At 48.6% G+C, this 25,310-nt stretch carries 26 protein-coding genes; 22 read left to right on the top strand and 4 right to left on the bottom strand.

Annotated features, from left to right (window positions below):
* Positions 1-24 precede the first annotated feature (24 nt).
* Positions 25-1,866 carry a DUF294 nucleotidyltransferase-like domain-containing protein gene (locus CWE09_RS06780; protein WP_126803220.1) on the top strand — a complete coding sequence of 614 codons (1,842 nt, stop codon included), beginning with the start codon at positions 25-27 and terminating at the stop codon, positions 1,864-1,866.
* On the top strand, positions 1,866-2,501 hold the full coding sequence (locus CWE09_RS06775) for a 3'-5' exonuclease (RefSeq protein ID WP_126803219.1): 636 nt from the start codon (positions 1,866-1,868) through the stop codon (positions 2,499-2,501). The genes CWE09_RS06780 and CWE09_RS06775 overlap by 1 nt, the downstream gene beginning before the upstream one ends.
* A 90-nt stretch (positions 2,502-2,591) precedes the next feature.
* On the opposite strand, the gene CWE09_RS06770 is transcribed toward CWE09_RS06775, so the two are convergent.
* Entirely contained in the window at positions 2,592-3,773 is a 1,182-nt protein-coding gene (locus tag CWE09_RS06770) for a flagellar assembly protein T N-terminal domain-containing protein (RefSeq protein ID WP_126803218.1), read from the bottom strand.
* 97 nt (positions 3,774-3,870) lie between these two features.
* On the opposite strand from CWE09_RS06770, the gene CWE09_RS06765 reads away from it, so the two are divergent.
* A complete protein-coding gene (locus CWE09_RS06765; RefSeq protein WP_126803217.1) occupies positions 3,871-4,329 on the top strand; it encodes an LPP20 family lipoprotein in 459 nt (152 codons plus the stop codon).
* 81 nt (positions 4,330-4,410) lie between these two features.
* Here the strand turns inward: CWE09_RS06765 and CWE09_RS06760 are convergent, their stop codons facing one another.
* The 3 genes from CWE09_RS06760 to flgA form a co-directional block, all read right to left on the bottom strand.
* Complete coding sequence (locus tag CWE09_RS06760; protein ID WP_126803216.1) at positions 4,411-4,836, bottom strand: flagella synthesis protein FlgN; 426 nt, start codon at positions 4,834-4,836, stop codon at positions 4,411-4,413.
* Positions 4,837-4,838: 2 nt separating this feature from the next.
* A complete protein-coding gene (flgM, locus tag CWE09_RS06755) occupies positions 4,839-5,162 on the bottom strand; it encodes a flagellar biosynthesis anti-sigma factor FlgM (protein ID WP_126803215.1) in 324 nt (107 codons plus the stop codon).
* A gap of 63 nt (positions 5,163-5,225) precedes the next feature.
* The gene (gene flgA, locus CWE09_RS06750; RefSeq protein ID WP_126803214.1) at positions 5,226-5,942 is read right to left on the bottom strand and encodes a flagellar basal body P-ring formation chaperone FlgA; all 717 of its coding nucleotides are present in this window, start codon (positions 5,940-5,942) and stop codon (positions 5,226-5,228) included.
* Positions 5,943-6,132: 190 nt separating this feature from the next.
* Here flgA and CWE09_RS06745 point away from each other — a divergent pair, with 190 nt between their 5' ends.
* From CWE09_RS06745 to CWE09_RS06655, 19 genes are all read left to right on the top strand, one after another.
* Positions 6,133-7,089 carry a chemotaxis protein CheV gene (locus CWE09_RS06745; RefSeq protein ID WP_126803213.1) on the top strand — a complete coding sequence of 319 codons (957 nt, stop codon included), beginning with the start codon at positions 6,133-6,135 and terminating at the stop codon, positions 7,087-7,089.
* A 36-nt stretch (positions 7,090-7,125) separates the two neighbouring features.
* Positions 7,126-7,962, top strand: a complete 837-nt coding sequence (locus CWE09_RS06740) for a CheR family methyltransferase (RefSeq protein ID WP_126803212.1) — start codon at positions 7,126-7,128, stop codon at positions 7,960-7,962.
* Positions 7,963-8,134: 172 nt separating this feature from the next.
* Positions 8,135-8,533, top strand: coding sequence for a flagellar basal body rod protein FlgB (gene flgB, locus CWE09_RS06735; RefSeq protein WP_126803211.1), 399 nt, complete (start codon positions 8,135-8,137; stop codon positions 8,531-8,533).
* A 2-nt stretch (positions 8,534-8,535) separates the two neighbouring features.
* Positions 8,536-8,985 (top strand): flagellar basal body rod protein FlgC, encoded by a 450-nt coding sequence (gene flgC / locus CWE09_RS06730; protein ID WP_126803210.1) that lies wholly within the window; start codon positions 8,536-8,538, stop codon positions 8,983-8,985.
* Positions 8,986-9,000: 15 nt separating this feature from the next.
* Positions 9,001-9,711: a flagellar hook assembly protein FlgD gene (flgD, locus tag CWE09_RS06725; RefSeq protein WP_126803209.1), complete on the top strand. Its 711-nt coding sequence runs from the start codon at positions 9,001-9,003 to the stop codon at positions 9,709-9,711.
* A 20-nt stretch (positions 9,712-9,731) separates the two neighbouring features.
* Positions 9,732-11,054, top strand: a complete 1,323-nt coding sequence (flgE, locus tag CWE09_RS06720) for a flagellar hook protein FlgE (protein ID WP_126803208.1) — start codon at positions 9,732-9,734, stop codon at positions 11,052-11,054.
* A 147-nt stretch (positions 11,055-11,201) separates the two neighbouring features.
* Positions 11,202-11,945 carry a flagellar basal-body rod protein FlgF gene (gene flgF, locus CWE09_RS06715; protein WP_126803207.1) on the top strand — a complete coding sequence of 248 codons (744 nt, stop codon included), beginning with the start codon at positions 11,202-11,204 and terminating at the stop codon, positions 11,943-11,945.
* 24 nt (positions 11,946-11,969) lie between these two features.
* A complete protein-coding gene (flgG, locus tag CWE09_RS06710) occupies positions 11,970-12,758 on the top strand; it encodes a flagellar basal-body rod protein FlgG (RefSeq protein ID WP_126803206.1) in 789 nt (262 codons plus the stop codon).
* A 26-nt stretch (positions 12,759-12,784) separates the two neighbouring features.
* Complete coding sequence (flgH, locus tag CWE09_RS06705; RefSeq protein ID WP_126803205.1) at positions 12,785-13,468, top strand: flagellar basal body L-ring protein FlgH; 684 nt, start codon at positions 12,785-12,787, stop codon at positions 13,466-13,468.
* Between the two features lie 270 nt (positions 13,469-13,738).
* Complete coding sequence (locus CWE09_RS06700; RefSeq protein WP_126803204.1) at positions 13,739-14,860, top strand: flagellar basal body P-ring protein FlgI; 1,122 nt, start codon at positions 13,739-13,741, stop codon at positions 14,858-14,860.
* Between the two features lie 12 nt (positions 14,861-14,872).
* Entirely contained in the window at positions 14,873-15,859 is a 987-nt protein-coding gene (flgJ, locus tag CWE09_RS06695; RefSeq protein WP_241974313.1) for a flagellar assembly peptidoglycan hydrolase FlgJ, read from the top strand.
* A gap of 30 nt (positions 15,860-15,889) precedes the next feature.
* Positions 15,890-17,938: a flagellar hook-associated protein FlgK gene (gene flgK, locus CWE09_RS06690; RefSeq protein ID WP_126803203.1), complete on the top strand. Its 2,049-nt coding sequence runs from the start codon at positions 15,890-15,892 to the stop codon at positions 17,936-17,938.
* 18 nt (positions 17,939-17,956) lie between these two features.
* A complete protein-coding gene (gene flgL / locus CWE09_RS06685) occupies positions 17,957-19,183 on the top strand; it encodes a flagellar hook-associated protein FlgL (protein WP_126803202.1) in 1,227 nt (408 codons plus the stop codon).
* A gap of 167 nt (positions 19,184-19,350) precedes the next feature.
* On the top strand, positions 19,351-20,169 hold the full coding sequence (locus CWE09_RS06680) for a flagellin N-terminal helical domain-containing protein (RefSeq protein ID WP_126803201.1): 819 nt from the start codon (positions 19,351-19,353) through the stop codon (positions 20,167-20,169).
* Between the two features lie 221 nt (positions 20,170-20,390).
* Entirely contained in the window at positions 20,391-21,209 is an 819-nt protein-coding gene (locus CWE09_RS06675; protein WP_126803200.1) for a flagellin N-terminal helical domain-containing protein, read from the top strand.
* A 260-nt stretch (positions 21,210-21,469) separates the two neighbouring features.
* Positions 21,470-22,288, top strand: a complete 819-nt coding sequence (locus CWE09_RS06670) for a flagellin N-terminal helical domain-containing protein (RefSeq protein WP_126803199.1) — start codon at positions 21,470-21,472, stop codon at positions 22,286-22,288.
* Between the two features lie 303 nt (positions 22,289-22,591).
* On the top strand, positions 22,592-23,407 hold the full coding sequence (locus CWE09_RS06665) for a flagellin N-terminal helical domain-containing protein (RefSeq protein WP_126803198.1): 816 nt from the start codon (positions 22,592-22,594) through the stop codon (positions 23,405-23,407).
* A 494-nt stretch (positions 23,408-23,901) separates the two neighbouring features.
* Positions 23,902-24,744: a flagellin N-terminal helical domain-containing protein gene (locus tag CWE09_RS06660; protein WP_126803197.1), complete on the top strand. Its 843-nt coding sequence runs from the start codon at positions 23,902-23,904 to the stop codon at positions 24,742-24,744.
* Positions 24,745-24,897: 153 nt separating this feature from the next.
* The gene (locus CWE09_RS06655) at positions 24,898-25,302 is read left to right on the top strand and encodes a flagellar protein FlaG (protein ID WP_126803196.1); all 405 of its coding nucleotides are present in this window, start codon (positions 24,898-24,900) and stop codon (positions 25,300-25,302) included.
* The last annotated feature ends 8 nt before the right edge of the window (positions 25,303-25,310 follow it).

The following is a 25,310-nucleotide window of genomic DNA, read 5'->3' as shown; positions in this document are numbered from 1 at the left end:
GTTAAACCCGGGGGTTTATTTTTTATGGCCATTGATTTACAGGATATTGCCGATTTTCTGAAACAGACGCCGCCTTTTGACAGTCTGGACGGCGGTCAGTTGGAATACGCGCTGGATCACGCAGAAGCGGTGTATGTCAGTCAGCAAAATCAGCAACAGATACTACGAGAGGGTCACCCGGCGCTGTATCTTGTGCGCTCGGGAACCTTTGATCTCATCGATAAAAGAGGCAAACATCTGGAGCGACTGGAGACTGGGGATTTGTTTGGTTTCCCATCGCTACTGACCGGGCGCACTATCAGCAATAAACTGGATGCGCTGGCCGATGGCATTCTGTATAGCTGGGACGAAGCAACTTTCAATTATTTGCGGCGCTACTCGAAGTCATTTGAACGTTACTTTATGCAGGCACAGGAGCAGCGGTTACTGACAGAGCAGCGTAGCGAGGGTGACGCCCCGGACTGGACGGAGCGCGACATAGGTCAGGTAATAGCCCGTGAACTTATTTCCATTGGCAGTGATACCAGTATTCAGCAGGCGGCGGAAAAAATGTCAGCTAGTAAGGTGTCCAGTCTGTTGGTCGTCGATGAAGGTCAGTTGCGGGGTATTTTAACGGATCGGGATCTGCGCAATCGGGTGGTTGCCAAGGGAGTGTCGTATGATGTCTCGGTGGCTGCTGTGATGACGCAAATGCCGGAATTTGTTTATGCACGGCAAAGTCTGTTTGATGCACTCACCATTATGAATCATGCGAATATTCATCACTTGCCGGTACTCGATGATAACGATACGCCGGTGGGTATGATCACCACGACCGACCTGATGCAACAACAACGCAGTGAGCCCGTGTTCCTGATGAACGCGCTGTTTAAAGCGAAAGACCGGCAAGCGCTTATTGAAGAAGCGCAGAAAGTGCCTGATTATCTGCGCACCTTTGCGAAGCGGGTGAAAGATATCGGTATGGTTGGGCGGTTACTGGCTTCACTTACTGATGGCATGACCCGTAAACTGATACGTTTGTATGAGGAAGAGCACGGCTCGGCGCCTACCGCTTATGCCTGGATGGCGTTTGGCTCGCAGGCCAGAGAAGACCAGACTCTGAGCTCTGATCAGGATAACGGACTGTTACTGAGCGATAATATTAATACCACTCAACGCGAGTATTTTGCGGGCATGGCCGAGTTTGTCTGTACCGGTCTGGCCGAGTGCGGCATTCGTTTATGTCCAGGCGACGTTATGGCGATGAATGAAAAGTGGCGCAGAACCTCGCTGGAGTGGCGCGAGCAGTTTTTAAAATGGATTAAGTCACCCACGCCTGACGCCATTCTGCATAGTATGATTTTTTTCGATAGTCGCCTGATAGCCGGGAATACGCCGCTGTATCGTAAACACAGAGAAGGTGTCGCCAAAATTGCCCAGCAGGATATTTTTCTGGGTAACATAGGTCGTCATATTGGTGAGTTGAATGTGCCGCTGGGTTTGTTTAATCGTTTGCGCACGACCAGTGAAGAGGGCGGTGATTATATTGATATCAAAAAACAGGGCGTGGCTATAGTCAACGACATTGTACGCCTTTATAGCCTTATGGAAGGTCTGACTATGCCAGCAACGCCAGCTCGTTTACTGGCCTTGCGTGACAGTCGTTTGCTGAGTGCCTCTGACAATCAGAATCTGCTTGAGGCCTGGCAGTTTCTGACCCAATTGAGGTTAACTCACCAGTTGCGTATCAGCGGCACCACTGAGCCGGTCAATGCTGTGGATCCGGAAACTTTAAGTACCCTTGAGCGCCGTCAGCTTAAAGCCGCTTTTCGCATCATTAAAGATGCACAGCAGGGAATTGCTTTTAAAGTCGGAAGAGGTATGTAGTGAAGGTTGGTTTGATACGGGATAAATGGCAACGCTGGCAGTTATTACGGCAGGACTGGCAGCAGGTGCCCTGGCTAGCGCTGGATCTGGAAACTAATGGCCTGGATCCTACGAACGATGCCATCCTGGCCGCTGGCTGGGTGCCCCTGAAGCCACCTCGGATTCGTTTGTTTGAGGCCGACTATGGTGTTGTTAAGAGCACAACCCTGTTGAGCCAGAGTGCGGTCATTCATCAATTGTCCAGTAAAGACATAGCAGCTGGGGAGCCGCTGGAGCGTATTTTAAAACGCCTGGCCAGGCAACTGGAAGGCGCCATTCTGGTGGCCCATCATGCTCCTTTTGACTGGCAGTTTTTACAAAAGTCTTTTGCCGAATATGGAATCAAGGCGAACCCGCTGGCAGTCTTTGACACCCTGAAATTTGAGCAGCGCCGACTGCAACGGCAAAAGGACTGGCTGGAAAAAGGGGAGTTAACCCTGGCCGCCTGTCGGGAGCGCTATGATCTGGTAAAAACCAAACAACATCATGCATTAAGTGACGCCGTAGCCTGTGCTGAACTTTTCCTGGCGCAGGTTTATCAGGCCACAGGAAGCCAAAAAACCAGCGCCGCCCAGCTCTTGCAACTGGCTAAATAGAGTGGTTAAAAAACGGGGTCAGAGCTAAAATTCACCACTTTAAAGTGGTGAATTTTAGCTCTGACCCCCGTTATTCTCGTTATTCTCCACCTAGCGGATAACGACGCGGTCGTGTTGCTGGATATTAGTGCCGGTCTCCCCACCTTTAACCCGGGTGGTAGCTGAGCGCAGTTGCGCATCCGTGACTTCAAGCTGGTAAGGGCTAACCACCCATTGCTCGCGGTAATTGCCCTGGCTGTCAAAGAAATTGCCGCGGTGATACAAACTCAGTTCCTGACCGGATTCAACGCCGTTGCGTGTGCCTAAGTTAATGTGGATGTTTTCGTTGCTGACATCAACCACACGTCCCTTCAGAGGTTGGCAACGCAGCTTGTCATCAAGCCCATGCACTATATCCTGTAAGCGCTGTGCCAGTACTACGCCATACTCGCTGCGCCAGAAGCGCTGACTATGTACGTCGACTTTTTCATTGTAATCAAACTCCCAGTGCTGATACTCCTGAATACCGGCGCGGGTAATGAGTTCGCCACTGGCACCGTCAAACAAGTACATAGTGAAACCCAGGTTGCGGTTTTCTTTCGGTTGGCTCCAGAAGGTCCAGTTGGTGTTGCCGCGGGGTTCGGTACTGATATCGTCAAAGACGCCTGCAATCACATACTGGCTGTCATTTTCCAGTGCAACACGGCGTGCAAACTGGCCCAGCTGGTGAGGAGTGTCCTGCTGCAGCATCTCGCTAAAACCAATTTTACGGCCGCCGGAATGCTCCAGCGTAAATTGCCCACTGTGTTGACCAATCATGCGTGAAAAACGTTGTGACGTGGCGTTGCCTAGCTCCCAGACATCGCCATAGCGAGCCTGTTCGCTTTGTTTGAGCTCAAAAGGAACGACTACCAGGCCTTTGCGGAAATTTGCTGCCGCACACTGATCCTGATTTTGCCGTATGTTGGCACGCAGGGTGACTTCAATGCGCTGGCCGTTGACTCGTTCCCGGACTAGTTCTGCATGTTCAATGGAACCCTGAGTCTGCCATTGCATATGCTGGCCGGTAAGCACACCATCGACAACTTCTTCTACGCTGTGTACCGAGCCTCCGGCAAAATCCAGGCTTTGCCGCAGGGCGCTTTCTACAGCCCTGGCCCTTGCCTGATCCACGTTGTTATTTATAATGGGAGCCCAGCCTTTGCTCTCATACCATTCAGCACTCACCGGCAGGCTGATTAGGGCGCTTAGGAAAACAGCGCTGAGCCATACTGGAAAAAATGTACGCATCATCAATTCCTCTTAAGATTTGTCTCAACTATGCAGAATCTGTGCCGATAGCATAATCACAGGGTATAAAGAAATTTTTACCAGATACAGGAGTCGGGATATGATGCGTTATTTGATGTTGGCGGGCGGTTTGTTTTTAACCACAGCCTGTAGCAGTGTAATGGAACGGCATGTCGAATATGGCACGGTGCAACCGGATGAATTTCCGAAACTTACTGCGGTCGGTTATGCTCCGGTGGCTTTGCAGCGCGGTGCCAGTGAGCAGGAACGGGTCTTACAGGCCATGCGAGCCTCACGTTTAGAAGCTTATCGGGAATTAGTTGAGCAGGTTCAGGGCGTGCAACTGAATGGTGAAACGCGGGTGCAGGACATGATGCTGCAAAGCGATAGTTTCCGTACACAGGTCAGTGGTTTAATCCGCGGAGCCGAGGTGGTTCGCAGTTACCCGGTAGGTGACGAGTATTATGCAACCGAGCTTAAACTGGATTTTGAGCAGGTGCATCAGTTGTATGTGTCAACCGCTCGACCAACCCGGGTACAAAAAATAATGTATTACTAAACGGTTGGGTAATAACGGAACAAGAAAAAGGGCCTTCAGGCCCTTTTTCTTGTTCTCGTCTTATACAGGAGAATGCCTGTCTCAGGCTTTAATGCTTTTTCCGGAAGGTCCGCTGTAGGTTTTACCTTTATCGGTATAGGTAATAGTAGTGCCGCTCTGGGTCGCCTGAAGCGTTTGTTTAAGATCCTGGATGCGACCTAAGGTCATGCGTACAACTTGTCCGTTGACCTCATTATTGAGCTGACATTTGTCCATCAACTGCTGGATAGCGGTTCGTTTTTCAAGTAATTCAGGCTGGTGATTGATAGCGTCATGTTGCGGGTGTTCGGCGATAGACTTATCAACCTGCTGGATGGTATTGAGTATTTTTTCTTTGTCTTCCGTTATTTGATCAAGCACAGGGGCATCGCGCTTGATCAAAGCTTCTTTTTCCGCTGCTTGTAAATCTATCAACTGCTGTAACTGGTCGGCCTGTTGATCGAGTAGTTCACCCAGCATGGCGACCATATTTAAAGGTCCTGTTCTCCGCTACCGAACATATCAGCTTCGAAGTGAGCAATGTTAGCGGCCAGGCGCTCTGCATTAATAGAGTAGTCACCATTAGCTAAAGCCTGCTTTATACGCTCGACTTTTTGCTCATCGACACCTGAGTTGTTTTCGGCACGGGCCTGTAATGAACTTAACTGCTGCGCTTGCGGAGTTAAGGATACAGCATCCTGACGCGGCGCCTGTACAGTCGGTTGACTCTGGGTGCTACGTGATTGCTGTTGATCCATTTGTTTAGACGTTACCTGATTATTGGTAAGGCCTGAATTTACGTTGTTAATAGCCATGATATTTGCCCCTTAAAATTTAACCTACGCTTAGAGTATCGACCACGAGGGATAATACTTTAATTAAAATCCTACACGAACTTCGTTAGTGCCTGAAACCACACCCTGAACGTCTTTATTCGAACGGCTATTACGCACTGTTATGCGGTCACCCAGCAGGCCGTCGCTACGTGCGACACCAGAGGCACGTATTTGCAGCCCATCGTTGCCGGATATTATTGTAACATCCTGTCCGCGACAGACAAAGCACGTATGACGCTCTTGTATGGCCTGGTTTGCGCCGACGCGGCGTTTGACCTGAGATCCAATTAAGGTTTCTGTATCGGTGTACGCAGCATCCCGCAACTGATTTATATCAATGTAGTTAATCTTTAAGTCACTGCTGCCGATAACCTGACCAGGAGAAAGCTGACGTGCTGAGACAACAACAGCACGCATGTGCTGAATACGGACTGGAATATATAAACGCCAGTTGTCACGGTCATGGCAGGCAATCATAACGGTAGTCTGGCGCTCAAGACCGGCGTTATTAGCCAGTTCGATGTCCAATGGCTGTTGGCACTGGCGGGCTCCCATACGGGGGTCCAGCGTACTGGCACTGACTTCAATACGGTCATCGTCAGATGCGTAAGCAAGCTGGTTGATAACGAACTCTTCAGCAAGTTCAGCAATGCGTTCTGGCTGGTAAATAGTATTGTTGGCGGCTATAGCTGGCAGCGTTAAAAGCAAACTGGATAAAAGTGCGGCAGTGCCCGTGCGCAGGATCAAAATAGTATTCATAAGCTGAGTTGGTCTCCAGGCTTTTTTATAGCTTTCGTCTGATGTTGACTAGGCGGACGCAGCAAAAAAAGGTATAACTACGGTACATAATGTCAAGGTTTCGACGTATATGCTGATGTTCATGCAAACCTTGTGCCTTAAAGGCACTGCATTGACATTATAACGGTAGCAACACATAACGGGGTAAAATATGGCAGGTATTCTCGATTCAGTGAACCAACGCACTCAATTGGTGGGACAAAACCGTCTTGAGTTGCTGCTGTTTCGCTTACATGGGCGCCAACGTTTTGGCATAAATGTATTTAAAGTCCGTGAAGTGCTGCAGTGTCCGCGGTTAACCGCTATGCCACGACGTAATTCTTTTGTGCGCGGGGTCGCTCATATTCGTGGTCAGGCGGTTTCGGTTATTGACCTGAGCCTGGCAACCGGCGGTCGTCCTATCGAGGATATTAAAAATAGGTTTATTATTATTGCTGAATACAATCGCTCGGTGCAGGGCTTTCTGGTGGAAGGTGTTGAGCGCATTGTTAACATCAACTGGGAAGCGGTGTTGCCACCTCCTAAAGGTGCAGGTCGTTACAGTTACCTGACAGCAGTGACTGAAATTGAAGACGAATTAGTCGAAATTCTGGATGTTGAAAAAATTCTCGACGAAATTACCCCGATTAATGCTGAAGTCAGTGAAGCGGTGCGCGAACAGAGCAAAGAAGGACGCAGTCTGGAAGAGATGACTATCCTGGTGGCAGATGACTCAACTGTAGCCCGTAATCAGGTTAAGCGTGCACTGAATTCCGTCGGCGTCACTATTGAATTGGTAAAAAATGGTCGCGAAGCCCTCGACTGGCTGAAAGCTAAAGCTGAAGAAGTGGGTGGTGATATTTCAACTCAGGTACCTTTAATGGTCTCTGACATTGAAATGCCGGAGATGGACGGCTACACCTTAACCGCAGAGGTTAAGGCAAATCCTGATTTAAAGAATATGCATGTTATTCTGCATACATCGTTGAGCGGTGTTTTTAACCAGGCGATGGTGAAAAAGGTGGGGGCGGATGATTTCATCGCCAAATTCCACCCGGACGAACTGGCCAGTGCGGTGCATAAATGGCTGATAACGGATGAGCCGGCAGCTAAAGCTCAACTGGAATGATTTCAGATAAATATAAAATATAAAGGTGACTTTGAATTGGCTTCTGATCGCGATCTGGATATAGCAGAATACAACCAATTCCGGCAGTTCCTTGAACACCAGTGTGGGATAGTACTGGGTGAGAATAAGATGTATCTGGTGAAAAGCCGCTTAGGTCCTTTGATGAACCGCTTTCACATAGATACCTTATCTGAGCTTGTGCGTCGCTCAATGGCTATCAGTGAGCGAGCGCTACGTAGTGCGGTACTGGATGCCATGACTACGAATGAAACCCTGTGGTTCCGGGATGTCTATCCGTTTGAACTGCTGAAAACCCGAATCTTCCCCGAATTTGCGAAGTTGACGAGACCTCTGAAGATTTGGTCCTCGGCCTCCTCTAGTGGTCAGGAGGCATATTCTATTGCCATGAGCCTGATTGAATTTAAACAAAAGAACCCCGGGGCGTTAAGCCGTGGAATTCAGGTGATAGGTACTGATATCTCTAATAAGGTACTGGACCAATCGAAAGAAGCCGTTTATGACGGCTTGTCGCTGGCCCGCGGTTTAAGTCCTGAACGCAAAAAGCGTTTCTTTGAACCTGCTGAAGGCAGTAAAATGAAAGTGAAAAAAGAAGTCACTGATATGGTTTCTTTTCGTCACCTGAATTTGCTGGACAGTTATTCTCTGCTCGGTAAATTCGACATTATTTTTTGCCGTAATGTATTGATTTACTTTTCACCGGAAGTGAAAAAGAAAATCCTGGCTCAGTTCCGCACTTCGTTAAATCCTGAAGGTTACCTGATTTTAGGGGCTTCAGAGTCTATATCTGGCTTGAGTGAAGATTATTCTATGATTCGCTGTAATCCCGGTATTATCTACCAGCGTAAGAACTAAGAGCGAGCGGCAATAGTTGCCGCTTGCCGCTTTAACAGGCCCCGTCAATGTATCCACCTGAACCACTCAACTCCTTATTCTGCATGGCCCTGTAACTATATCTGCAATAACCGGACAAACTGGCACATAGCTTGCAAAACTCATATATAGAAATATTTTGAGTGAGGCTGTTATGGCATTAAGTATTGATAAAGGTTTAGGTATTCACCAGCACGCCCTGCTTGCCCGAGAGCAGCGTGCAACTGTGATTGCGAGCAACCTGGCCAATGCGGATACCCCTGGCTACAAAGCAAAAGACTTGAGTTTTCAGGATGCTTTAGAGCGGGTGCAAACACGTTCTGGTCATAGCATGTCGCGAACTCATAACAAGCACTTTGAATTAAATTTGGAAGGGTCAGGCCGTGAGAAATATCGCGTTCCAGATCAACCAGATACAGGTGATGGCAACACGGTAGATGTGCAAGTGGAACGAAACTTGTATATGAGAAACTCTATGGAGTACCAGGCCAGTCTGACATTTTTGACCAGCCGTATCCAAGGTATGCAAAAAGCCCTGAGTGGAGGACGCTAACAATGAGTTTGTATAATGTATTTGATGTCGCGGGTAGCGCTATGAGCGCGCAGAACATGCGCCTTAACGTAACCGCAAGTAATCTGGCGAATGCAAACTCTGTGAGCAGCTCGGCAGGTGAAACCTATCGCGCCCGGCATCCGGTATTTGCCGCTCATATGCAGGAGGCAATGTCTGGCCGCCCCGGTCGTGAAAGCCTGTTGCGTCAGGACAGCTCTGTTGGTGTCAGAGTTCAGGGTATTGTTGAAGATCAAAAGCCTCTGGTGGTGGAGTATTCACCGAATCACCCGATGGCCGACGACGAAGGCTATATTTACAAGCCGAATGTGAATGTAATGGAAGAGATGGCCAATATGATGTCGGCGTCTCGTAATTACCAGACCAATGTTCAGGTGGCAGATGCAACTAAGCAACTGTTAACCCGTACATTGCGTATGGGACAACAGGGCTAGATGAGGTAATAACTCATGACGGATAAAGTAAACAACAGCTCGCTCTTAGACGACCTTTACTGGAAGCCAGAAGAAAGCGCTAAGGCTGCAAGCAAAGACGATGCCCGCTTAGGTCAGGAGGACTTTTTCAAATTGCTGACCCAGCAGCTCAGCATGCAGGATCCGACGAAGCCCGTTGAAAATGATCAGATGATTGCTCAGATGACCAATTTCACGATGGCGGAAGGTATTACTGGTTTATCTGAACAGTTTGAAAAGTTCTCTGCCAGTATGACGTCCAATCAGGCATTACAAGCGTCAAGTTTGATCGGCCGGCAAGTACTGATTCCATCAGATACCGGTTACTTTAACGGTAGTAAGCCAGTAGAGGGCATGGTTGCTCTGGACCAGTCAGCGCAGAACGTTACCTTACGGGTTGAGAATGAAAGCGGACAGGTAGTGCGCACTGTGGACATGGGAACCTTGCCTCCAGGTCAGCATAAATTCAGCTGGGACGGACTTGGTGCAGACGGTGAGCCTTTGCCTGCAGGAGATTACAAAATCACTGCTAATGGTCGTGTCGGTGGCGCTAATGAAGATCTGGTCGCCCTGACTTACGCAAATGTTGAAAGTGTCAGCACAGGCGGACAACGCGGTATCGTTCTGAACCTGGAATCAATTGGTCGCATCGATTTTAAAGATGTTATTCAAATAACTAACGGCGGCGGCGGAAGCAGCGGCAGCTAAAACATGGAATGAGGTGACTTATGTCATACTTTATAGCGCTAAGCGGTTTGTCTGCATCACAACGTGATCTGGACACCAGTTCGAACAATATTGCTAACGTAAACACATCTGGTTTTAAAGGCTCTCGGGCTGAGTTTGCTGACGTGTATGCGACTTCAGTTTTCACCAACAGCCGTACTAAAGTGGGCGATGGTGTGCAGACTCAACGAGTTGCTCAACAGTTCAGTCAGGGGACTTTAGAATTCACTGAAAATTCACTGGATATGGCGATTAAAGGCAATGGTTTCTTTGTTACCGCGCCAGAGCCAGGTTCACAGGATTTTAGTTTCACCCGTGCCGGCGCATTTAAGATGGATCGTAATAACTTCATCGTTGATAATTCGGGCAGTAATTTACTGGCCTACCCGGTGAATGAAGAAACAGGCCAAAACTCGTCAACGGCGTTAAGTACTACCGGGCCAGTTGAAATTCCTTCTACTGCCGGGGCACCAACGCCAACTGGTAATATTTATCAGTCGGTGAATCTGGATTCGAGATCACCAGAAATTGTGACTGGTGCGGGTCTGGACTTTAATCCGGATGATCCTGCGACTTATACGGATTCAACCTCGGCGACTGTGTATGACTCGCTGGGTGAGTCGCATACCGTTACCACTTATTATGCACGCCGTGGTGATGGTGAATGGGATGTGTATAAAACAGTTGATGGGCAAACCGTGAATTTTGATACCACGGGTGGTGTAGTCGGCGAGCCGGCTGCTGATGGTTCAACAGGTGTACGCATTGAGTTTGATGCCAGTGGTAATCCGACGGGCCCACTGACAGCCGACGGCACTTTCCCTGCGGGCCAGTTCGTTTTTACGCCGCCGAATGGTGCTGAAGATCTTGATTTGACGTTCAACTTCCGTAGCCTGGGTGGCAGTGATCGGCCGACTCAGTTCGCGTCCGCTTTTGAGCTGACCGCGCTGGAACAGGATGGTACTACCGTAGGTCGCTTGACTGGTGTTGATGTCGATGAGAGTGGTTTGATTGCAGCTTCTTATTCCAACGGTGATACTAAGTTCCTGGGTCGTGTAGCTATTGTCAGCTTTAACAACGAACAGGGTTTGAGTCAGGCTGGCGGTACTAAATGGAAGCAAAGCATTGATTCTGGTGAACCTATTACCGGTGTTGCGGGTTCCGGTACTTTCGGTGGCATAGAGTCATCGGCGCTGGAAAACTCGAATGTGAACCTGACGGAAGAGCTGGTTGACATCATAGTTGCTCAGCGTAACTACCAGGCGAACTCCCGTTCTCTGGAAGTGAACAGCACACTGCAGCAGACCATTCTACAGATACGTTAAAACCGTCTGTAGTGCTTTAGAAAAGCGGCTTCGGCCGCTTTTTTTGTGCATGTAGATATTAAATTCGTTTCTTCCTTAATACTGGCACACTCCCTGCATTACCCTCTATAGAATTAGTTTTATTCGTTACCAAAGCTGAGGCTGACAATGGATAACATGCTTTATATCGCCATGAGTGGCGCTAAAGAAGACCTGAATGGTGTGGCAATGCGGGCTAATAACCTGGCAAATGCCAATACCACTGCGTTTAAGGCAGATTTGGCCCAGGCCCGCTCTATGCAGGCTTATGGCGAAGGTATGCCGAGCCGGGTGTTCTCTTTAACTGAACGTCCGGGGCAAAATTTTGCCGAGGGGGCAATTAAAACCACCGGGCGTGACCTCGACGTTGCCGTTATTGGCCAGGGCTGGATTTCAGTACTGGATGATAATGGCGAAGAGGCCATGACCCGTAATGGTAATTTGCAGGTTACTCAGGCAGGTATGTTACAGACTTCAAGCGGTCAGCCTGTGATGGGTGAAGCAGGACCTGTTTTTGTTCCTGTGCCTTTGACTAACTTGACGATTGGGCAGGACGGTACTATCTCAGTGCAACCTCAGGGAGCACCGACTCAGGTAATGGAAGAGATTGACCGTATAGCTTTGGTGAATCCGCCGAATGGCGAAATTGAAAAAGGCACTGACGGTTTATTTCGCCGCAAAGATGGCGAACCGCCATTCATGGATTTTGCAGTGCGCCTGGAAGTAGGGGCACTGGAAGGTAGTAACGTGAACCCGATTGAAGAAATGACGCAAATGATCAGCTTGCAACGTAATTACGAGCTGAGTGTGAAGATGATGAAGACTGCTGAAGATAATGATCAGCGCTCTGAACAGCTTTTAAGAATATTCTGATTTTAGTCTGAGTGGAGGTGGATCATGCATCCAGCACTATGGATAAGTAAAACGGGTTTGGACGCACAGCAACGTGATATCGCTGTGACGTCAAACAATCTGGCGAACGCCAGTACAGTCGGCTTTAAGAAAAGTCGTGCGATTTTCGAAGATTTACTCTACCAGAACATTAACCAGCCGGGTGGTCAGTCAACCCAGGACACTGAACTCCCTTCAGGTTTGATGCTGGGGGCAGGCAGTAAAGTGGTTGCCACGCAGAAGAACTTCTCGCAGGGCAATATGATGACTACTGACAACTCGCTGGATGTTTCTATTCAGGGGCCTGGTTTTTTTGAAATTCTGATGCCTGACGGGACCTTATCGTATACCCGTAACGGCCAGTTCACTTTGAATAACCAGGGTGAGATGGTCACTCCAGGCGCAGGGCGTCCTTTACAACCGGGTATTGTGATTCCGGATGATGCGCAGTCAGTGACTATCGCACAGGACGGTGAAGTCTCGGTTAAACTAGCCGGCGAAGCGGATAACCAGGTGGTGGGTCAGATTAACCTGGCTAACTTTATTAACCCGGCCGGTCTCGAGCCTGTTGGTGAAAACCTGTATCGCGAAACCGCATCCAGCGGTCAGCCGCAGAATAATGTTCCTGGTTTGGACGGAATGGGCTCGCTGATACAGGGCTCTTTGGAAACGTCCAACGTGAATGTGACCGAAGAACTGGTCAATATGATTGAAAGCCAGCGTGTTTATGAGATGAACTCGAAAGTGATTTCATCGGTTGATCAGATGCTTGGTTTTGCTGTTCAGCAACTATAACGGTTAAAGAATACATAGGTGAAATTATGGCTAATTTAAAATGGGTTATCAGTATTGCGGCACTGGCATTGAGCGCCTGTGCCTCGGTGCCGGAACCAACCCCCATGCCGGACGACCCTTATTATGCGCCGGTTATGCCAGAAGAACAGGTCGAGCCAGCGGTTCCTAACGGGTCTCTGTTTCGTGGCCAGAACGTGAACGGGCTTTACTCTGATATTAAAGCCCGGGATCTGGGCGATATTATTACCGTTCGTTTGCAGGAACAGACCACAGCATCGAAATCAGCCAGTACTGGTATTTCACGTAATTCGAACGTTGATCTGCCAACGCCAACCCTGTTTGGCCGTGATGTAACGGTAGCCGGCAATCCGTTGTCCGCTCAGCTCAATGGTGGCACTGATTTTAACGGTGACAGCTCGGCTGATCAAAGCAACCAGTTAACTGGCGATATTACAGTGGCTGTTATCCGGGTTTTGCCGAACGGCAACCTGATCGTGCGCGGCGAAAAATGGCTGACACTCAATAATGGTCAGGAATACGTACGTTTGACGGGCATTATCCGGCCGCAGGACGTGACTTCTGATAATTCCATTGCGTCTAACCGAGTTGCCAATGCGCGTATTGAATACTCAGGTACCGGCAGCCTGGCCAATGCCCAACGAGAAGGCTGGTTAACCCGCTTCTTCAACGGCCCTATCTGGCCCTTCTAAAAGCGGATAAAATTGGGGGCAGAGCTAAAATTCACCACTTTTACAAAAGCCTTATGTGGTTACACATAGGGCTTTTTTTGTGTCTGACGTTAGTTTTATATATTTGATTTTAAAATGAAAAGTAGGTGGTTAATTTTAGCCCTGACCCCATTCTGTGTGGTGTTTCAAGAGAAAAATGTGGTGAATTTTAGCTCTGACCCCGTATTTGATAAAGGTGGCACGGATCGTGAAAGGGTTACTGCAGTAGATTGAGGTGAGTGGGGAATGGTTATGTGGTTTAAACAACAAAAATTCTGGAGTGTGGTAAGCCTGGCAGCTTTGCTGGTGTTTAGTTCTACTGCGTCCAAAGTGGCGGAAGCCCAGCGTATTAAGGACGTGGCCCAGGTCTCCGGGGTGCGTTCTAACCAGTTAATGGGCTATGGCCTGGTGGTAGGTTTGCCGGGCACGGGTGAGCGAACGCCTTTTACCGACCAGACTTTCCGCACCATGCTGGGGAACTTCGGCATAAACTTGCCGGAAAACCAGCGCCCACAAATTAACAACGTTGCCGCTGTTGCCGTACATGCTGATTTGCCCGCATTTTCTAAGCCAGGCCAACAGATTGATGTCACGGTTTCATCCGTAGGTGACGCAGACAGCTTAGTCGGTGGCACTTTATTGCAGACTTACCTGAAAGGCGCGGACGGCGAAGTGTACGCGGTGGCCCAGGGGAATATGGTGGTTGGTGGATTAGGCGCGCAGGGAGCGGACGGTTCCAGCATTGTTATCAATACACCTACGGTTGGCCGCATTCCAAACGGCGCTATGGTTGAGCGCGAAGTAGACACAGGTTTTGCGCAGAGCGAACACATTACTTTTAACCTCAACCGTCCTGATTTCACTACAGCAAAACGCATGGCGGAAGCTATTAACAACATGGTAGGCCCAGGCAGTGCAACGCCAATGGACGCTGCTTCAGTACGCGTAATAGCGCCGCAGGATATCAGTCAGCGGGTAAGTTACCTGTCGACACTGGAAAATATTCAGATTACTCAGGGCGAAGCCGCGGCACGCATTGTAATCAACAGCCGCACGGGCACCATAGTGGTTGGCAATAACGTACGTCTGCACCGCGCTGCCGTGGCTCACGGCAATATGCAGGTTAGCATCATGGAGAACTGGCAGGTAACACAACCCGGTGCTTTCGCTGATGGTGAGACGGTGGTAACACCGCAAACCACTATTGATATTCAGCAGGACGATGCCCGCATGTTCATGTTTGATCCGGGCGTTTCTCTGAACGATTTGATTACGGCTATTAATCAGATAGGCGCGGCTCCGAGCGACATCATTGCGGTACTGGAAGCTTTAAAGCAAGCCGGTGCTATCGATGGCGAACTGGTTGTTATTTAAGGAACGACTGAGATGATGATGGATACCCATTCAAACAGCATGCTGGATCAGGCCCGCAATCAGTCGGTCTATGATCTGCAAAGCCTGGACAGTTTGCGTCAGGGCGGCCATAACAACGATGAAAAAGCGTTGCGGGCTGCGGCGGAACAGTTTGAAGCCATCTTTATGGGCATGATGCTGAAAAGTATGCGTCAGGCGAATGCGGTATTTGAAGAAGATAACCCGATGAACAGCCGTTATACGGAGTTTTACCGGGACATGCACGATAACCAGATGACCAGCGATATATCCAGCCAGGGGACTTTAGGCCTGGCTGACCTCATGGTTCAGCAACTGAGCCCAACAGGCACTGACGATTTCACTCCGGCTGAGTTGTTACCACCGAGTCGTGTGGCAACGTCTTCGAAGACGGTTCCGTACGAGGATGCGACAGAAGTTGCCGCTGCGGCAAAAGGTCCTTCTAAGGCTCGTGTCGATAATCTGGTTATGAATGATCAGGCCGAGGCCTGGCAACCAGGCAACCCAATGGAGTTCCTGCAGGCGCTGGCGCCTTACGCCAAGCAGGTAGCAGAAGATTCAGGTATTGCGGCAGAGTCTGTACTGGCGCAAGCGGCTCTTGAAACCGGCTGGGGCCGTCATGTTATCCCTAACGGCAAGGGTGGTTCCAGTAACAACCTGTTCAATATTAAAGCGGATAATCGCTGGGACGGTGATCGTGCTGAAGCAAATACCACCGAGTATTATGACGGCAAACCGCAACGTGAAGATGCCTTCTTCCGCAGTTACAGCAGTGTCGGCGACAGTTTCCGTGATTATGTCGACTTTTTAAATAATAACCCTCGTTATGAGCAGGCATTGGAAGTAGGAAAAGACGCGGGTCGTTTTGTTGAAGAACTACAGAATGCTGGATATGCAACGGATCCAGCTTATGCGCGAAAACTTCAAACCATCATGAATAGCGATGCGATGCAAAAAGTGCGCGAGAAATTTGGCTTTTAGCCGATATAAGCTCTTGAGAGGAGAGTGAAGATGTCATTTGATCTATTAAATATTGGTAAGCAGGCGACTTTAAGCCATCAGCGTTCATTGCAGATCACGGGTAATAATATTGCCAACGTGAACACGCCTGGCTACGTGCGTGAGCGGCCCGTTTATAATGAGTCTGGTATTGGCCAGGGACTTGACCGTATGCAGGTTGAGCGCATGGTTGATCAATTTACCCAGCGTCAGGTGCGCATCGATACCTCACGTGCGTCATTCAGTGAAGCTTACCTGGATCAGGCGCGGCGTATAGATACCGTGCTGGGCAATGACAACGGTAGCACTATTGGCGCCATCGAAGACTTTTTTGACATGATGCACGACGCCAACAACGATCCGGGTTCACTGACGTACCGTGAACTCTTGCTCACCGAAGGTGAGAACGTGGCAGCTGCTATGCGTGATATGTCAGGCTGGCTGGAAAATCAGAACGAGCAGATGAATGATCGTCTGGAGCTGGAAACCGACAGAGCTAATGCGCTGGTCCAGACTATCGCGCAACTGAATAAAGAAATCTCCGGCAACAGTTCGAAGAAACAGCTGGACCAGGGAACCTTAAATACCTTGCTTAATGAGCGTGACGAGAAGCTGCGTGAATTATCCGAGTACGTTGACATTAAAGTACTGGACTTTAGCAACGGCCGACAATCGGTAAACCTGGCTGGCGGACAGAGTCTGATCATGGAAGATGGTACCTTTAACCTGCTCGCGCTGCGCGGTGATCCGGATCCGAATCGACTGGAAATGACGACACAAACACAGAGCGGTGGCAACACGATCAATCAGCCGGTAGACATAGCGTCTCTGGGTGGAAAGCTGGGTGGCATGGTTGCCTACCGTGACGAAGTGCTTGAACCAACCCAGTACAAACTGGGGCAGTTGGCAATGGGTTTTGCTGATGCTATGAACGAGCAGAGTCGTTTAGGTATGGACCTGGACAACGAGCTGGGTGTTAACTTTTTTGATCTGGCAAATACTCAGATCACCGCTTTACCTTATACCGCAAGTAACAGTCAGCCGGACCAGACCATTAACGTGCGCCTGGAAGAAGGGAAAGCTGCCGAGTTGACTGCGCATCGTTATGAAATTCGTATGGAAAGCGATACCGAATTTCGTTTAGTCGCACTGGATACTAATGGTCGGGTTATCGGTGACCAGGCAGATTACCCGCTGGAAACAGTACCGACCGATGCCGATGAGTGGGTGGGCGATCTGGGTTACGGCATGGAGTTCAATTTTGCTACGCAAAACTATGCCGAAGGGGATCGTTTCCAGGTCAACTTCACCCAGAATGCAGCGAGTAATATCCATGTTGGGTTGACACGCCCGGAAGATATCGCCATGGCCGCCCCTGTGCGGGCTACTGAAGGCAGCGAAAACTCCGGTGGCGGTGTCATGACTTTTACCGGAATGAACAGCGTAGAGAACTTTTTTGATGGCGATGCGCTGGACGATGACGCGCCGGTACGTGCTGAATACGTTGGTTTTATTAATGGTGAACATGTACTGAGTATTCAGGATCCAGATGGTAATGAACTGGGTACCTTTAGCGGCACTAACATGAATGACGTGCTCGCCAATACGGTAGATGGCGGCGGTGCTTTGTTATTTGATCCGCCGGACTATGACTTCAACATTGCAGGTAACCCGGACGAGGGCGATTTGTTCGATGTTGAATACAATACCAATGGTTATGCTGATAACAGCAACAGTTTGCAAATGGCCGACCTGCAACGTGAAAAGACATTGCGTCGTAATCCTGTCGTCGAAGGCGATAAGAATATGATGAGCTTTAACGAAGGTTACGGACGTCTGGTTTCTGATGTGGGTAACAAGGTGTCACAGGCAAGAACAGCCAGCGAGGGGGCTAATGCTCTGCTTGAGCAGTCAACGAATTTTTACGAATCAGTAGCGGGTGTGAGCCTGGACGAAGAAGCGTCCAATCTGCTGAAATTTGAGCAATCGTACAATGCGGCGGCACGTATTATTACCGTGTCGCAGACCATATTTGACACTTTGCTCAGTTCCACCCGCTAATTGAAGAGGTGAGTTAAAATGCGATTAACAACCAATATGATTTATAACCAAGGCTTAAGTGCTGTGACCAGCCGTCAAAGCAAACTGGTTGATGTACAGAACCAGCTGGCGCGGGAAACAAAAATCCTGACGCCTGCCGATGATCCGGCAGGCAAAGCACAGGCACTGGCATTGACTGATCGTATTAAGCAAAACGAGCAGTTTCAGAAGAATTCAGACCTTGTGGTTAATGATTTACAGCGTCAGGAATCGGTACTGTCCAACATTACTGATTCTATGTTTCGTGCCAAGGAGCTTTTTGTACAGGCTGGTAACGGCGCCTTGAGCGCTGATGACCGTAAAGCTCTGGCATTGGAACTTGAAGTATTGCGGGATAATTCACTGGATATGATGAATGCCCAGAATGAGAATGGCGATTACATGTTCTCAGGTTATCAGACAGAAGTGCTGCCTTTTACTTTTAATGCGCAAACCGGCGTTTATGACTATAACGGCGACAACGGTAAAAAGAATGTGCAAATTACTTCAAGTCTTCGGGTGCAGTCCAGCTCACCGGGCAGTGAAGCCTTCCAGCAGACCCCGGTAGAGCTTAAAGCGCGGGTTGGCAACGTCACCGGCGCTTTAACCGGTGGTACCACTTTGGTTGCTGACCGTCCGCAGTGGAATGACTTCCACCAGGCTAACTACGATAAAGAAAATCCTGGTAATAACCTTTATACCGTTGAGTTTGCCGCCGATGGTGCGTCGTATGAAGTTGTGGATTCGACAGGAGCCGTAGTGCAGGCCGCAGTGCCTTATGCTGACGGTGATGCGGTTGAGTTCAACGGCATGGAACTTTATCCTGAGGGCAATGTGGATGGAGGTACTGTTGAGTTCAGGTTGAGTCAGCCGCAGCAGAATATCGCCACAGTATTTAACGATATGATCAATGTAATGAACGATGAAACCTTGAGTAGCGAGCAGCTCTCTCAGGCAATCGAGTTCTCTATTTCTGATCTGGCCAGTGCTGAAAATAGTCTGGGCAGTGTGCGGGCAAAAACCGGTAGCCGTTTAAATAGTGCTGAAAATGCAAAAATGACCAATGTTGACTTTGAAATTGCCAATAAAGAAACACGGTCAAAAATTCAGGATGTTGATTATGCTGAAGCTATGACTGAGTTAACTAAGCAGGACACGGCGCTGCAGGCGGCACAGGCGACGTTCACCCGGATAACGCGGTTGAGCTTATTCGATTATTTGCGTTAAAATATTACAGGCATAAAAAAACCGGCGTGAGCCGGTTTTTTTATGCCTGTAATTTAATTTTTTATCAAAAAATTAAAGTTATTTCAAAGTCGGTCGTTATATAAGTCAAGCAACTCAAGTTGCGTTTTATCTAACTAAAGAGCCGATGTTCGGCCAGGAGAACGACCATGTCTTTATATGTAAACACTAACGTTTCATCACTGAATGCACAGCGTCAGTTAATGACCTCAGGTAACGGTTTGAACACGGCTTTTGAGCGTTTGTCATCAGGCTATCGTATCAACAGCGCGGCGGATGATGCAGCCGGTCTGCAAATTACCAACCGCATGACCTCGCAAATCAATGGCCTGAACATGGCTGTGCGTAATGCCAACGACGGTATCTCAGTAGCACAAACCGCTGAAGGTGCATTGCAGGAAACCACCAACATGCTGCAGCGTATGCGTGAGCTGGTGGTGCAGGCAGACAACGGCGTCAATAACGATGAAGATTTAGAGGCGATTCAGGAAGAGATCAATGAACTGACTGCCGAAATTGACCGTATTGCAACTACGACTCAATTCTCGGGTCAGGAATTGCTGAATGGTGGTTTTAATGCCAGCTTTTTGGTGGGTTCCCAGGGTGGTGTGGATGAGCAGATTGGTATTGCTATCGATAGCATGGCGAGTGCTGATATTCTGACGGCTGCAGTTGTTGTTGGAACAAATGATTCTGCTACGGATTTAGCCTCTATTGATGCTGCTATTGAAGCCGTAGGTAAGACTCGTTCAGAGCTAGGTGCAACTCAAAACCGTTTTCAGTCAACTATTGCTAACTTAAGTAATATCTCAGAAAACGTATCGGCCGCCCGTTCACGTATTATGGATACCGATTTTGCTGCAGAAACAGCACAGTTAACTAAGTTCCAAATTACACAGCAAGCCAGTACTTCTATCCTGGCCCAGGCTAATCAAAGACCTCAGGCTGCGCTGTCATTGCTTGGTTAATAGTCTTTCTGGATTGTTTATTAACCGGCCACCCAGGCCGGTTTTTTTATGTCTTTACAAAAAATCTATCTTTTTATAGCTACTGCCATGACTGGGCTATAGCGATTCAGTCCAATAAATAAAGTAAATCTGATTAAAGTCTGACTGTGAGCCGCCGCTAGCAAAGGTAAGCGTGGCACTATGCGCCACTAAAAAGAGCGACAGCAAGCAGGAGTTTGATTATGTCTTTATATGTAAATACCAATGTTTCATCACTGAACGCTCAGCGTCAGTTAATGACTTCGGGCAATGGCCTGGATACTGCTTTTGAGCGTTTATCTTCAGGTTCACGCATTAACAGTGCAGCGGATGATGCAGCTGGCCTGCAAATCACCAACCGTATGACCTCACAGGTTAATGGTCTGAACATGGCAGTACGTAACGCCAATGACGGTATCTCAGTAGCACAGACTGCTGAAGGTGCGCTGCAAGAAACCACCAACATGCTGCAACGTATGCGTGAGCTGGTGGTGCAGGCAGACAATGGTGTCAATAACGACGAAGATTTAGAGGCGATTCAGGAAGAGGTCGATGAACTGATTTTGGAAATCGACCGTGTCGCAACTACGACTCAGTTCTCTGGTAAGGAATTGCTGGATGGTACTTTTGATTCCAGCTTCCTGGTGGGTTCCCAGGGCGGTGTGGATGAGCAGATTGATATTCAGATTGATAGCATGGCTACCGGGGAGATACTAACTGATGGTGTTGATGTGGCGGGTAACGCTTCAGATGCCGACTTAGCTACTATTGATGGTGCTATTGAAGATGTAGGTAAGGCTCGTTCAGAGCTGGGTGCGGCGCAGAACCGATTCCAATCAACCATTGCTAACTTAAGCAATATTTCAGAAAACGTATCGGCGGCCCGTTCACGTATTATGGACACCGATTTTGCTGCAGAAACAGCACAGTTGACAAAGTTTCAGATCACGCAGCAAGCCAGTACTTCTATTTTGGCCCAGGCGAACCAGCGTCCACAGGCGGCTCTGTCGTTGTTGGGTTAATTGAAAATATAACAAGGGAGGCCCCAGAGGGGGCGCTGGGTCAACCTTTGTTACTTTGAAAAGCCAGGCGAAAGCCTGGTTTTTCTTTGTCTGATGTACTCTGGCGGGTGAAGTGGATAAAAATAACAATTTCTTCTAAAGAAAAAAAACATTTCACCGATAACTTAAATAACCAAGGCGCACTGCAGACAAGGCACTGACGCTTTATCAAGTAACGAAATAAGCATTTTAGCTTAGTAAATTATAAAGGAGACGCCCCCATGTCTTTATATGTAAACACTAATGTTTCATCTTTGAACGCTCAGCGTCAGTTAATGACATCAGGTAATGGCCTGGACACTGCTTTTGAACGTTTGTCGTCAGGCTACCGCATTAACAGCGCAGCCGATGATGCAGCCGGCCTGCAAATCACCAACCGTATGACATCACAGATTAACGGCCTGAATATGGCTGTGCGTAATGCCAATGATGGTATCTCAGTAGCGCAGACTGCTGAAGGCGCGCTGCAAGAAACCACCAATATGCTGCAACGCATGCGTGAGCTGGTGGTACAGGCTGATAACGGTGTCAATAACGACGAAGATTTAGAGGCGATTCAGGAAGAGATCAATGAATTGAATGCTGAAATTGATCGTGTTGCCGGGACTACACAGTTTTCTGGTCAAAATCTGCTCGACGGTAACTTTGATGTTACCTTCCTGGTAGGTTCCCAGGGCGGTGTAGATGAGCAGATAGGTATTCAGATTGATGGTATGGCGACAGGAGATATTTTACCTGATGCGGTTAATGTGGCAGCTAACGCTTCAGATGTCGACTTAGGCAACATCGATGACGCTATTGAAGCCGTAGGTAAAACTCGTTCAGAACTGGGTGCGGCGCAAAACCGTTTTCAGTCAACCATTGCTAACTTAAGCAACATCTCAGAAAACGTATCGGCGGCTCGTTCACGTATTATGGACACCGACTTTGCCGCTGAGACTGCGCAGCTGACTAAGTTCCAGATCACGCAGCAAGCCAGTACTTCTATCCTGGCCCAGGCTAACCAGCGTCCACAGGCAGCGTTGTCACTGCTTGGCTAAAGCGCAATAAAATCCGACTTCTGGTAGCGGCAACGAATGCCGCTACCGGGGGAAAGAGTCGACTGTTCAGAGAAAGGGGATTTTCGGGGCGCTCTGGGCAGTCGGCAGACCTCTATCAAACCGGGCTTTATAGCCCGGTTTTTCTTTGTCTGGAAAATAAATTAAAAAAAGTGAAAAAAAAGCTAAAGCTTCTCTTTTTGTGGCCGAAACCCTGGATGTAGGGGAAGGTTTTGTCGCTTGTGGTTGGGCGGCAAAGCAATAAACATAAATGGCAGCAAGTGAATACTTGCAAAGGAGAAGTGTATGTCACTATACGTGAATACTAACGTTTCATCACTGAACGCACAGCGTCAGCTGATGACCTCAGGCAACGGCCTGAATACCGCTTTCGAGCGTCTTTCGTCTGGCTCTCGTATCAACAGCGCAGCTGATGATGCAGCGGGTCTGCAAATCACTAACCGTATGACGTCACAGATTAACGGCCTGAACATGGCAGTACGTAATGCGAATGATGGTATCTCTGTTGCACAAACCGCTGAAGGTGCGTTGCAGGAAAGTACTAACATGCTGCAACGTATGCGTGAGCTGGTGGTGCAAGCGGACAATGGTGTTAATAACGATGAAGATTTAGAGGCGATTCAGCAAGAGATTGATGAACTTGTTTTGGAAATCGACCGTGTTGCCACGACTACTCAGTTCTCTGGTAAGGAATTGCTGGATGGCGATTTTGATGCCAGCTTCCTGGTGGGCTCTCAGGGTGGTGTGAATGAGCAGATAGGTATTCAGATTGATAGCATGGCTACTGCCGATATCCTGGGCGCTGGTGTTGCTGTAGCTACTAACGACTCTGCTACGGATTTAGACACTATTGATGCTGCTATCGAAGCTGTAGGTAAAACACGTTCAGAGCTGGGTGCGGCGCAAAACCGTTTTCAGTCTACCATTGCTAACTTAAGCAACGTTTCTGAAAATGTATCTGGCGCACGTTCACGTATCATGGATACGGACTTTGCGGCAGAAACTGCACAGCTGACTAAGTTCCAGATCACTCAGCAGGCAAGTACTGCGATCCTGGCACAGGCAAATCAACGTCCACAGGCAGCTCTTTCTCTGCTGTAAGGCGTTATCGGGGGCAGGCGACGTCTGCCCCTATTTTACTGAAGTACCCTACAGAACCAAAAAAACCAGGCTTAGCCTGGTTTTTTTGGTTCTACGCTTTGTCTGCTTTCATATTAGTTAGGGAAAGAACCGGCGAACCTGAAAAAGGAGGTTGTAGGGGGGCATCCAGGTCCGCCGGCAGACGCTTTAGATAATGCAGAGGCTATGCCAACTTTTAAAATCAGGTTAAAAAAAGTTATTTTCATGCTCTGCGTTCATCAGGTGCATAATTATTATTCAGGTTGACCAGAACTGGAAGCAAAAGTTTTATAAAAAACAGCCGATTTTTGCCTCCTTCGTTTGCCGGGGGGCAAAAAACTGCCTGCGGGCTAAGGGCCAGCGCCATTAAAGTTTATTTCATAATGGCCGATATCTATAAGAGGGCGGGGTTTCTAACTGTTAGTTAGTAGAAACAAATAAAGGTTGTCGGGCGTAGCCCGTTATTGAGGTGCTGTATGGCACTCTATGTGAATACCAATATATCTTCATTAAATGCGCAACGTCAGCTGTTGCTATCCAGCATAGGCTTGAACACCAGTTTTCAACGGCTGTCGTCGGGCTTTCGTATCAATAGCGCTGCTGATGATGCGGCAGGGCTGCAAATCAGTACGCGTATGACGTCTCAGATTAATGGCCTGAACCAGGCAGTACGTAATGCCTATGATGGTATATCGGTCGCCCAGGTTGCGGAAGGCTCCATGCAGGAAGTGACTAATATGCTGCAACGTATGCGCGAGCTGGTCATCCAGTCGGATAACGGCATTAACAGTGCTGAAGACCGTACTGCCATTCAGTCAGAAATTACTGAGTTGCAATCAGAAATTGACCGTATTGCGTCAACCACACAATTTTCCGGGCGTAACTTGCTGGACGGCAGTCTGGCCACCGACGGACTGAGTTTTCTTGCCGGCACAACAGGCGCAGCGGCAGAACGTATCAGTATGACGATTGCCAGCGTGGCGGTGGCAGACCTCGGTGTGGATCTCGGAGCTGTTGATGTTACTGAAGCCGCAGCTAATGATGTTGCCGATATGCTCAGCGCAATTGATAACGCTATTGGTACGGTAGGGAGTTCGCGGGCCAGTCTGGGAGCCAAACAAAATCGCTTTCAGTCAACCATCAATAACCTCAGTAACATATCGGAGAATATCAGTGCTGCGCGTTCACGTATAATGGATACTGATTATGCCGCTGAAACTGCTAAGCTGGTGCGTTTTCAGATTATGCAGCAGGCAAGCGTGGCTATTCTGGCGCAGGCGAATCAGCGTCCGTCGATGGTATTATCGCTGCTGGGGTAGTAATTGGTTAAAAAACCCTCTTTTTTCTAAAGTTTATGGTAAAGCTGGCCGATAGCATGAATAGGGGCATGCCTGCTTACTGCTGTAGTATCCTGTAATACGTTGGACCGCAGTCACCAGGCGAGCAAAAAAGGTAGGTTGGAGGATGCTATTATGAGCATTGAAATGACACAAACAGATTCGCTGCCAAAGCTGGATACAGCTGAGCAGAGCAGTGCAGCACGGGATGCGCAGCAGCAGACTGTGACGCAAATACGGGATATGATTACCGAACAGCAAGTGGAAAACTCGCGCGAACGTGAACTCAATAAAGAAGAATTGAACCGTGCGGCAGAAACTTTTGCGCAAGTGGCGCAAACTTTGAATAAAGAATTACAGTTTTCGGTGAATAATGATTTGGATCGGACCGTGGTTAAAGTGGTTGATCGTACTTCTGGTGAAGTAATTCGCCAGATTCCATCGGAAGATTTGGTGCGTGTGGCGGAGCGGCTACGCGAAATGACACCCGATAAAGCTATAGATAGTGCAACTGGCCTGTTGATCGATAGCCAGGCATAGTACACAGA

Origin of the sequence: Aliidiomarina minuta (assembly GCF_003987145.1) — a bacterium.
GTDB lineage: Bacteria > Pseudomonadota > Gammaproteobacteria > Enterobacterales > Alteromonadaceae > Aliidiomarina > Aliidiomarina minuta.
Note: the sequence above shows the minus strand (reverse complement) of the source record. Positions and strands in the feature narration are given on the sequence as shown.

Excerpts from the sequence above, each read along its gene's own strand:
- CWE09_RS06780 (WP_126803220.1), top strand. The coding sequence starts at position 25 with ATGGCCATTGATTTACAGGATATTGCCGATTTTCTGAAACAGACGCCG.
- CWE09_RS06770 (WP_126803218.1), bottom strand. The coding sequence starts at position 3,773 with ATGATGCGTACATTTTTTCCAGTATGGCTCAGCGCTGTTTTCCTAAGC.
- CWE09_RS06765 (WP_126803217.1), top strand. The coding sequence starts at position 3,871 with ATGATGCGTTATTTGATGTTGGCGGGCGGTTTGTTTTTAACCACAGCC.
- CWE09_RS06760 (WP_126803216.1), bottom strand. The coding sequence starts at position 4,836 with ATGGTCGCCATGCTGGGTGAACTACTCGATCAACAGGCCGACCAGTTA.
- flgM (WP_126803215.1), bottom strand. The coding sequence starts at position 5,162 with ATGGCTATTAACAACGTAAATTCAGGCCTTACCAATAATCAGGTAACG.
- flgA (WP_126803214.1), bottom strand. The coding sequence starts at position 5,942 with ATGAATACTATTTTGATCCTGCGCACGGGCACTGCCGCACTTTTATCC.
- CWE09_RS06745 (WP_126803213.1), top strand. The coding sequence starts at position 6,133 with ATGGCAGGTATTCTCGATTCAGTGAACCAACGCACTCAATTGGTGGGA.
- flgB (WP_126803211.1), top strand. The coding sequence starts at position 8,135 with ATGGCATTAAGTATTGATAAAGGTTTAGGTATTCACCAGCACGCCCTG.
- flgC (WP_126803210.1), top strand. The coding sequence starts at position 8,536 with ATGAGTTTGTATAATGTATTTGATGTCGCGGGTAGCGCTATGAGCGCG.
- flgD (WP_126803209.1), top strand. The coding sequence starts at position 9,001 with ATGACGGATAAAGTAAACAACAGCTCGCTCTTAGACGACCTTTACTGG.
- flgE (WP_126803208.1), top strand. The coding sequence starts at position 9,732 with ATGTCATACTTTATAGCGCTAAGCGGTTTGTCTGCATCACAACGTGAT.
- flgF (WP_126803207.1), top strand. The coding sequence starts at position 11,202 with ATGGATAACATGCTTTATATCGCCATGAGTGGCGCTAAAGAAGACCTG.
- flgG (WP_126803206.1), top strand. The coding sequence starts at position 11,970 with ATGCATCCAGCACTATGGATAAGTAAAACGGGTTTGGACGCACAGCAA.
- flgH (WP_126803205.1), top strand. The coding sequence starts at position 12,785 with ATGGCTAATTTAAAATGGGTTATCAGTATTGCGGCACTGGCATTGAGC.
- CWE09_RS06700 (WP_126803204.1), top strand. The coding sequence starts at position 13,739 with ATGTGGTTTAAACAACAAAAATTCTGGAGTGTGGTAAGCCTGGCAGCT.
- flgJ (WP_241974313.1), top strand. The coding sequence starts at position 14,873 with ATGATGATGGATACCCATTCAAACAGCATGCTGGATCAGGCCCGCAAT.
- flgK (WP_126803203.1), top strand. The coding sequence starts at position 15,890 with ATGTCATTTGATCTATTAAATATTGGTAAGCAGGCGACTTTAAGCCAT.
- flgL (WP_126803202.1), top strand. The coding sequence starts at position 17,957 with ATGCGATTAACAACCAATATGATTTATAACCAAGGCTTAAGTGCTGTG.
- CWE09_RS06680 (WP_126803201.1), top strand. The coding sequence starts at position 19,351 with ATGTCTTTATATGTAAACACTAACGTTTCATCACTGAATGCACAGCGT.
- CWE09_RS06675 (WP_126803200.1), top strand. The coding sequence starts at position 20,391 with ATGTCTTTATATGTAAATACCAATGTTTCATCACTGAACGCTCAGCGT.
- CWE09_RS06670 (WP_126803199.1), top strand. The coding sequence starts at position 21,470 with ATGTCTTTATATGTAAACACTAATGTTTCATCTTTGAACGCTCAGCGT.
- CWE09_RS06665 (WP_126803198.1), top strand. The coding sequence starts at position 22,592 with ATGTCACTATACGTGAATACTAACGTTTCATCACTGAACGCACAGCGT.
- CWE09_RS06660 (WP_126803197.1), top strand. The coding sequence starts at position 23,902 with ATGGCACTCTATGTGAATACCAATATATCTTCATTAAATGCGCAACGT.
- CWE09_RS06655 (WP_126803196.1), top strand. The coding sequence starts at position 24,898 with ATGAGCATTGAAATGACACAAACAGATTCGCTGCCAAAGCTGGATACA.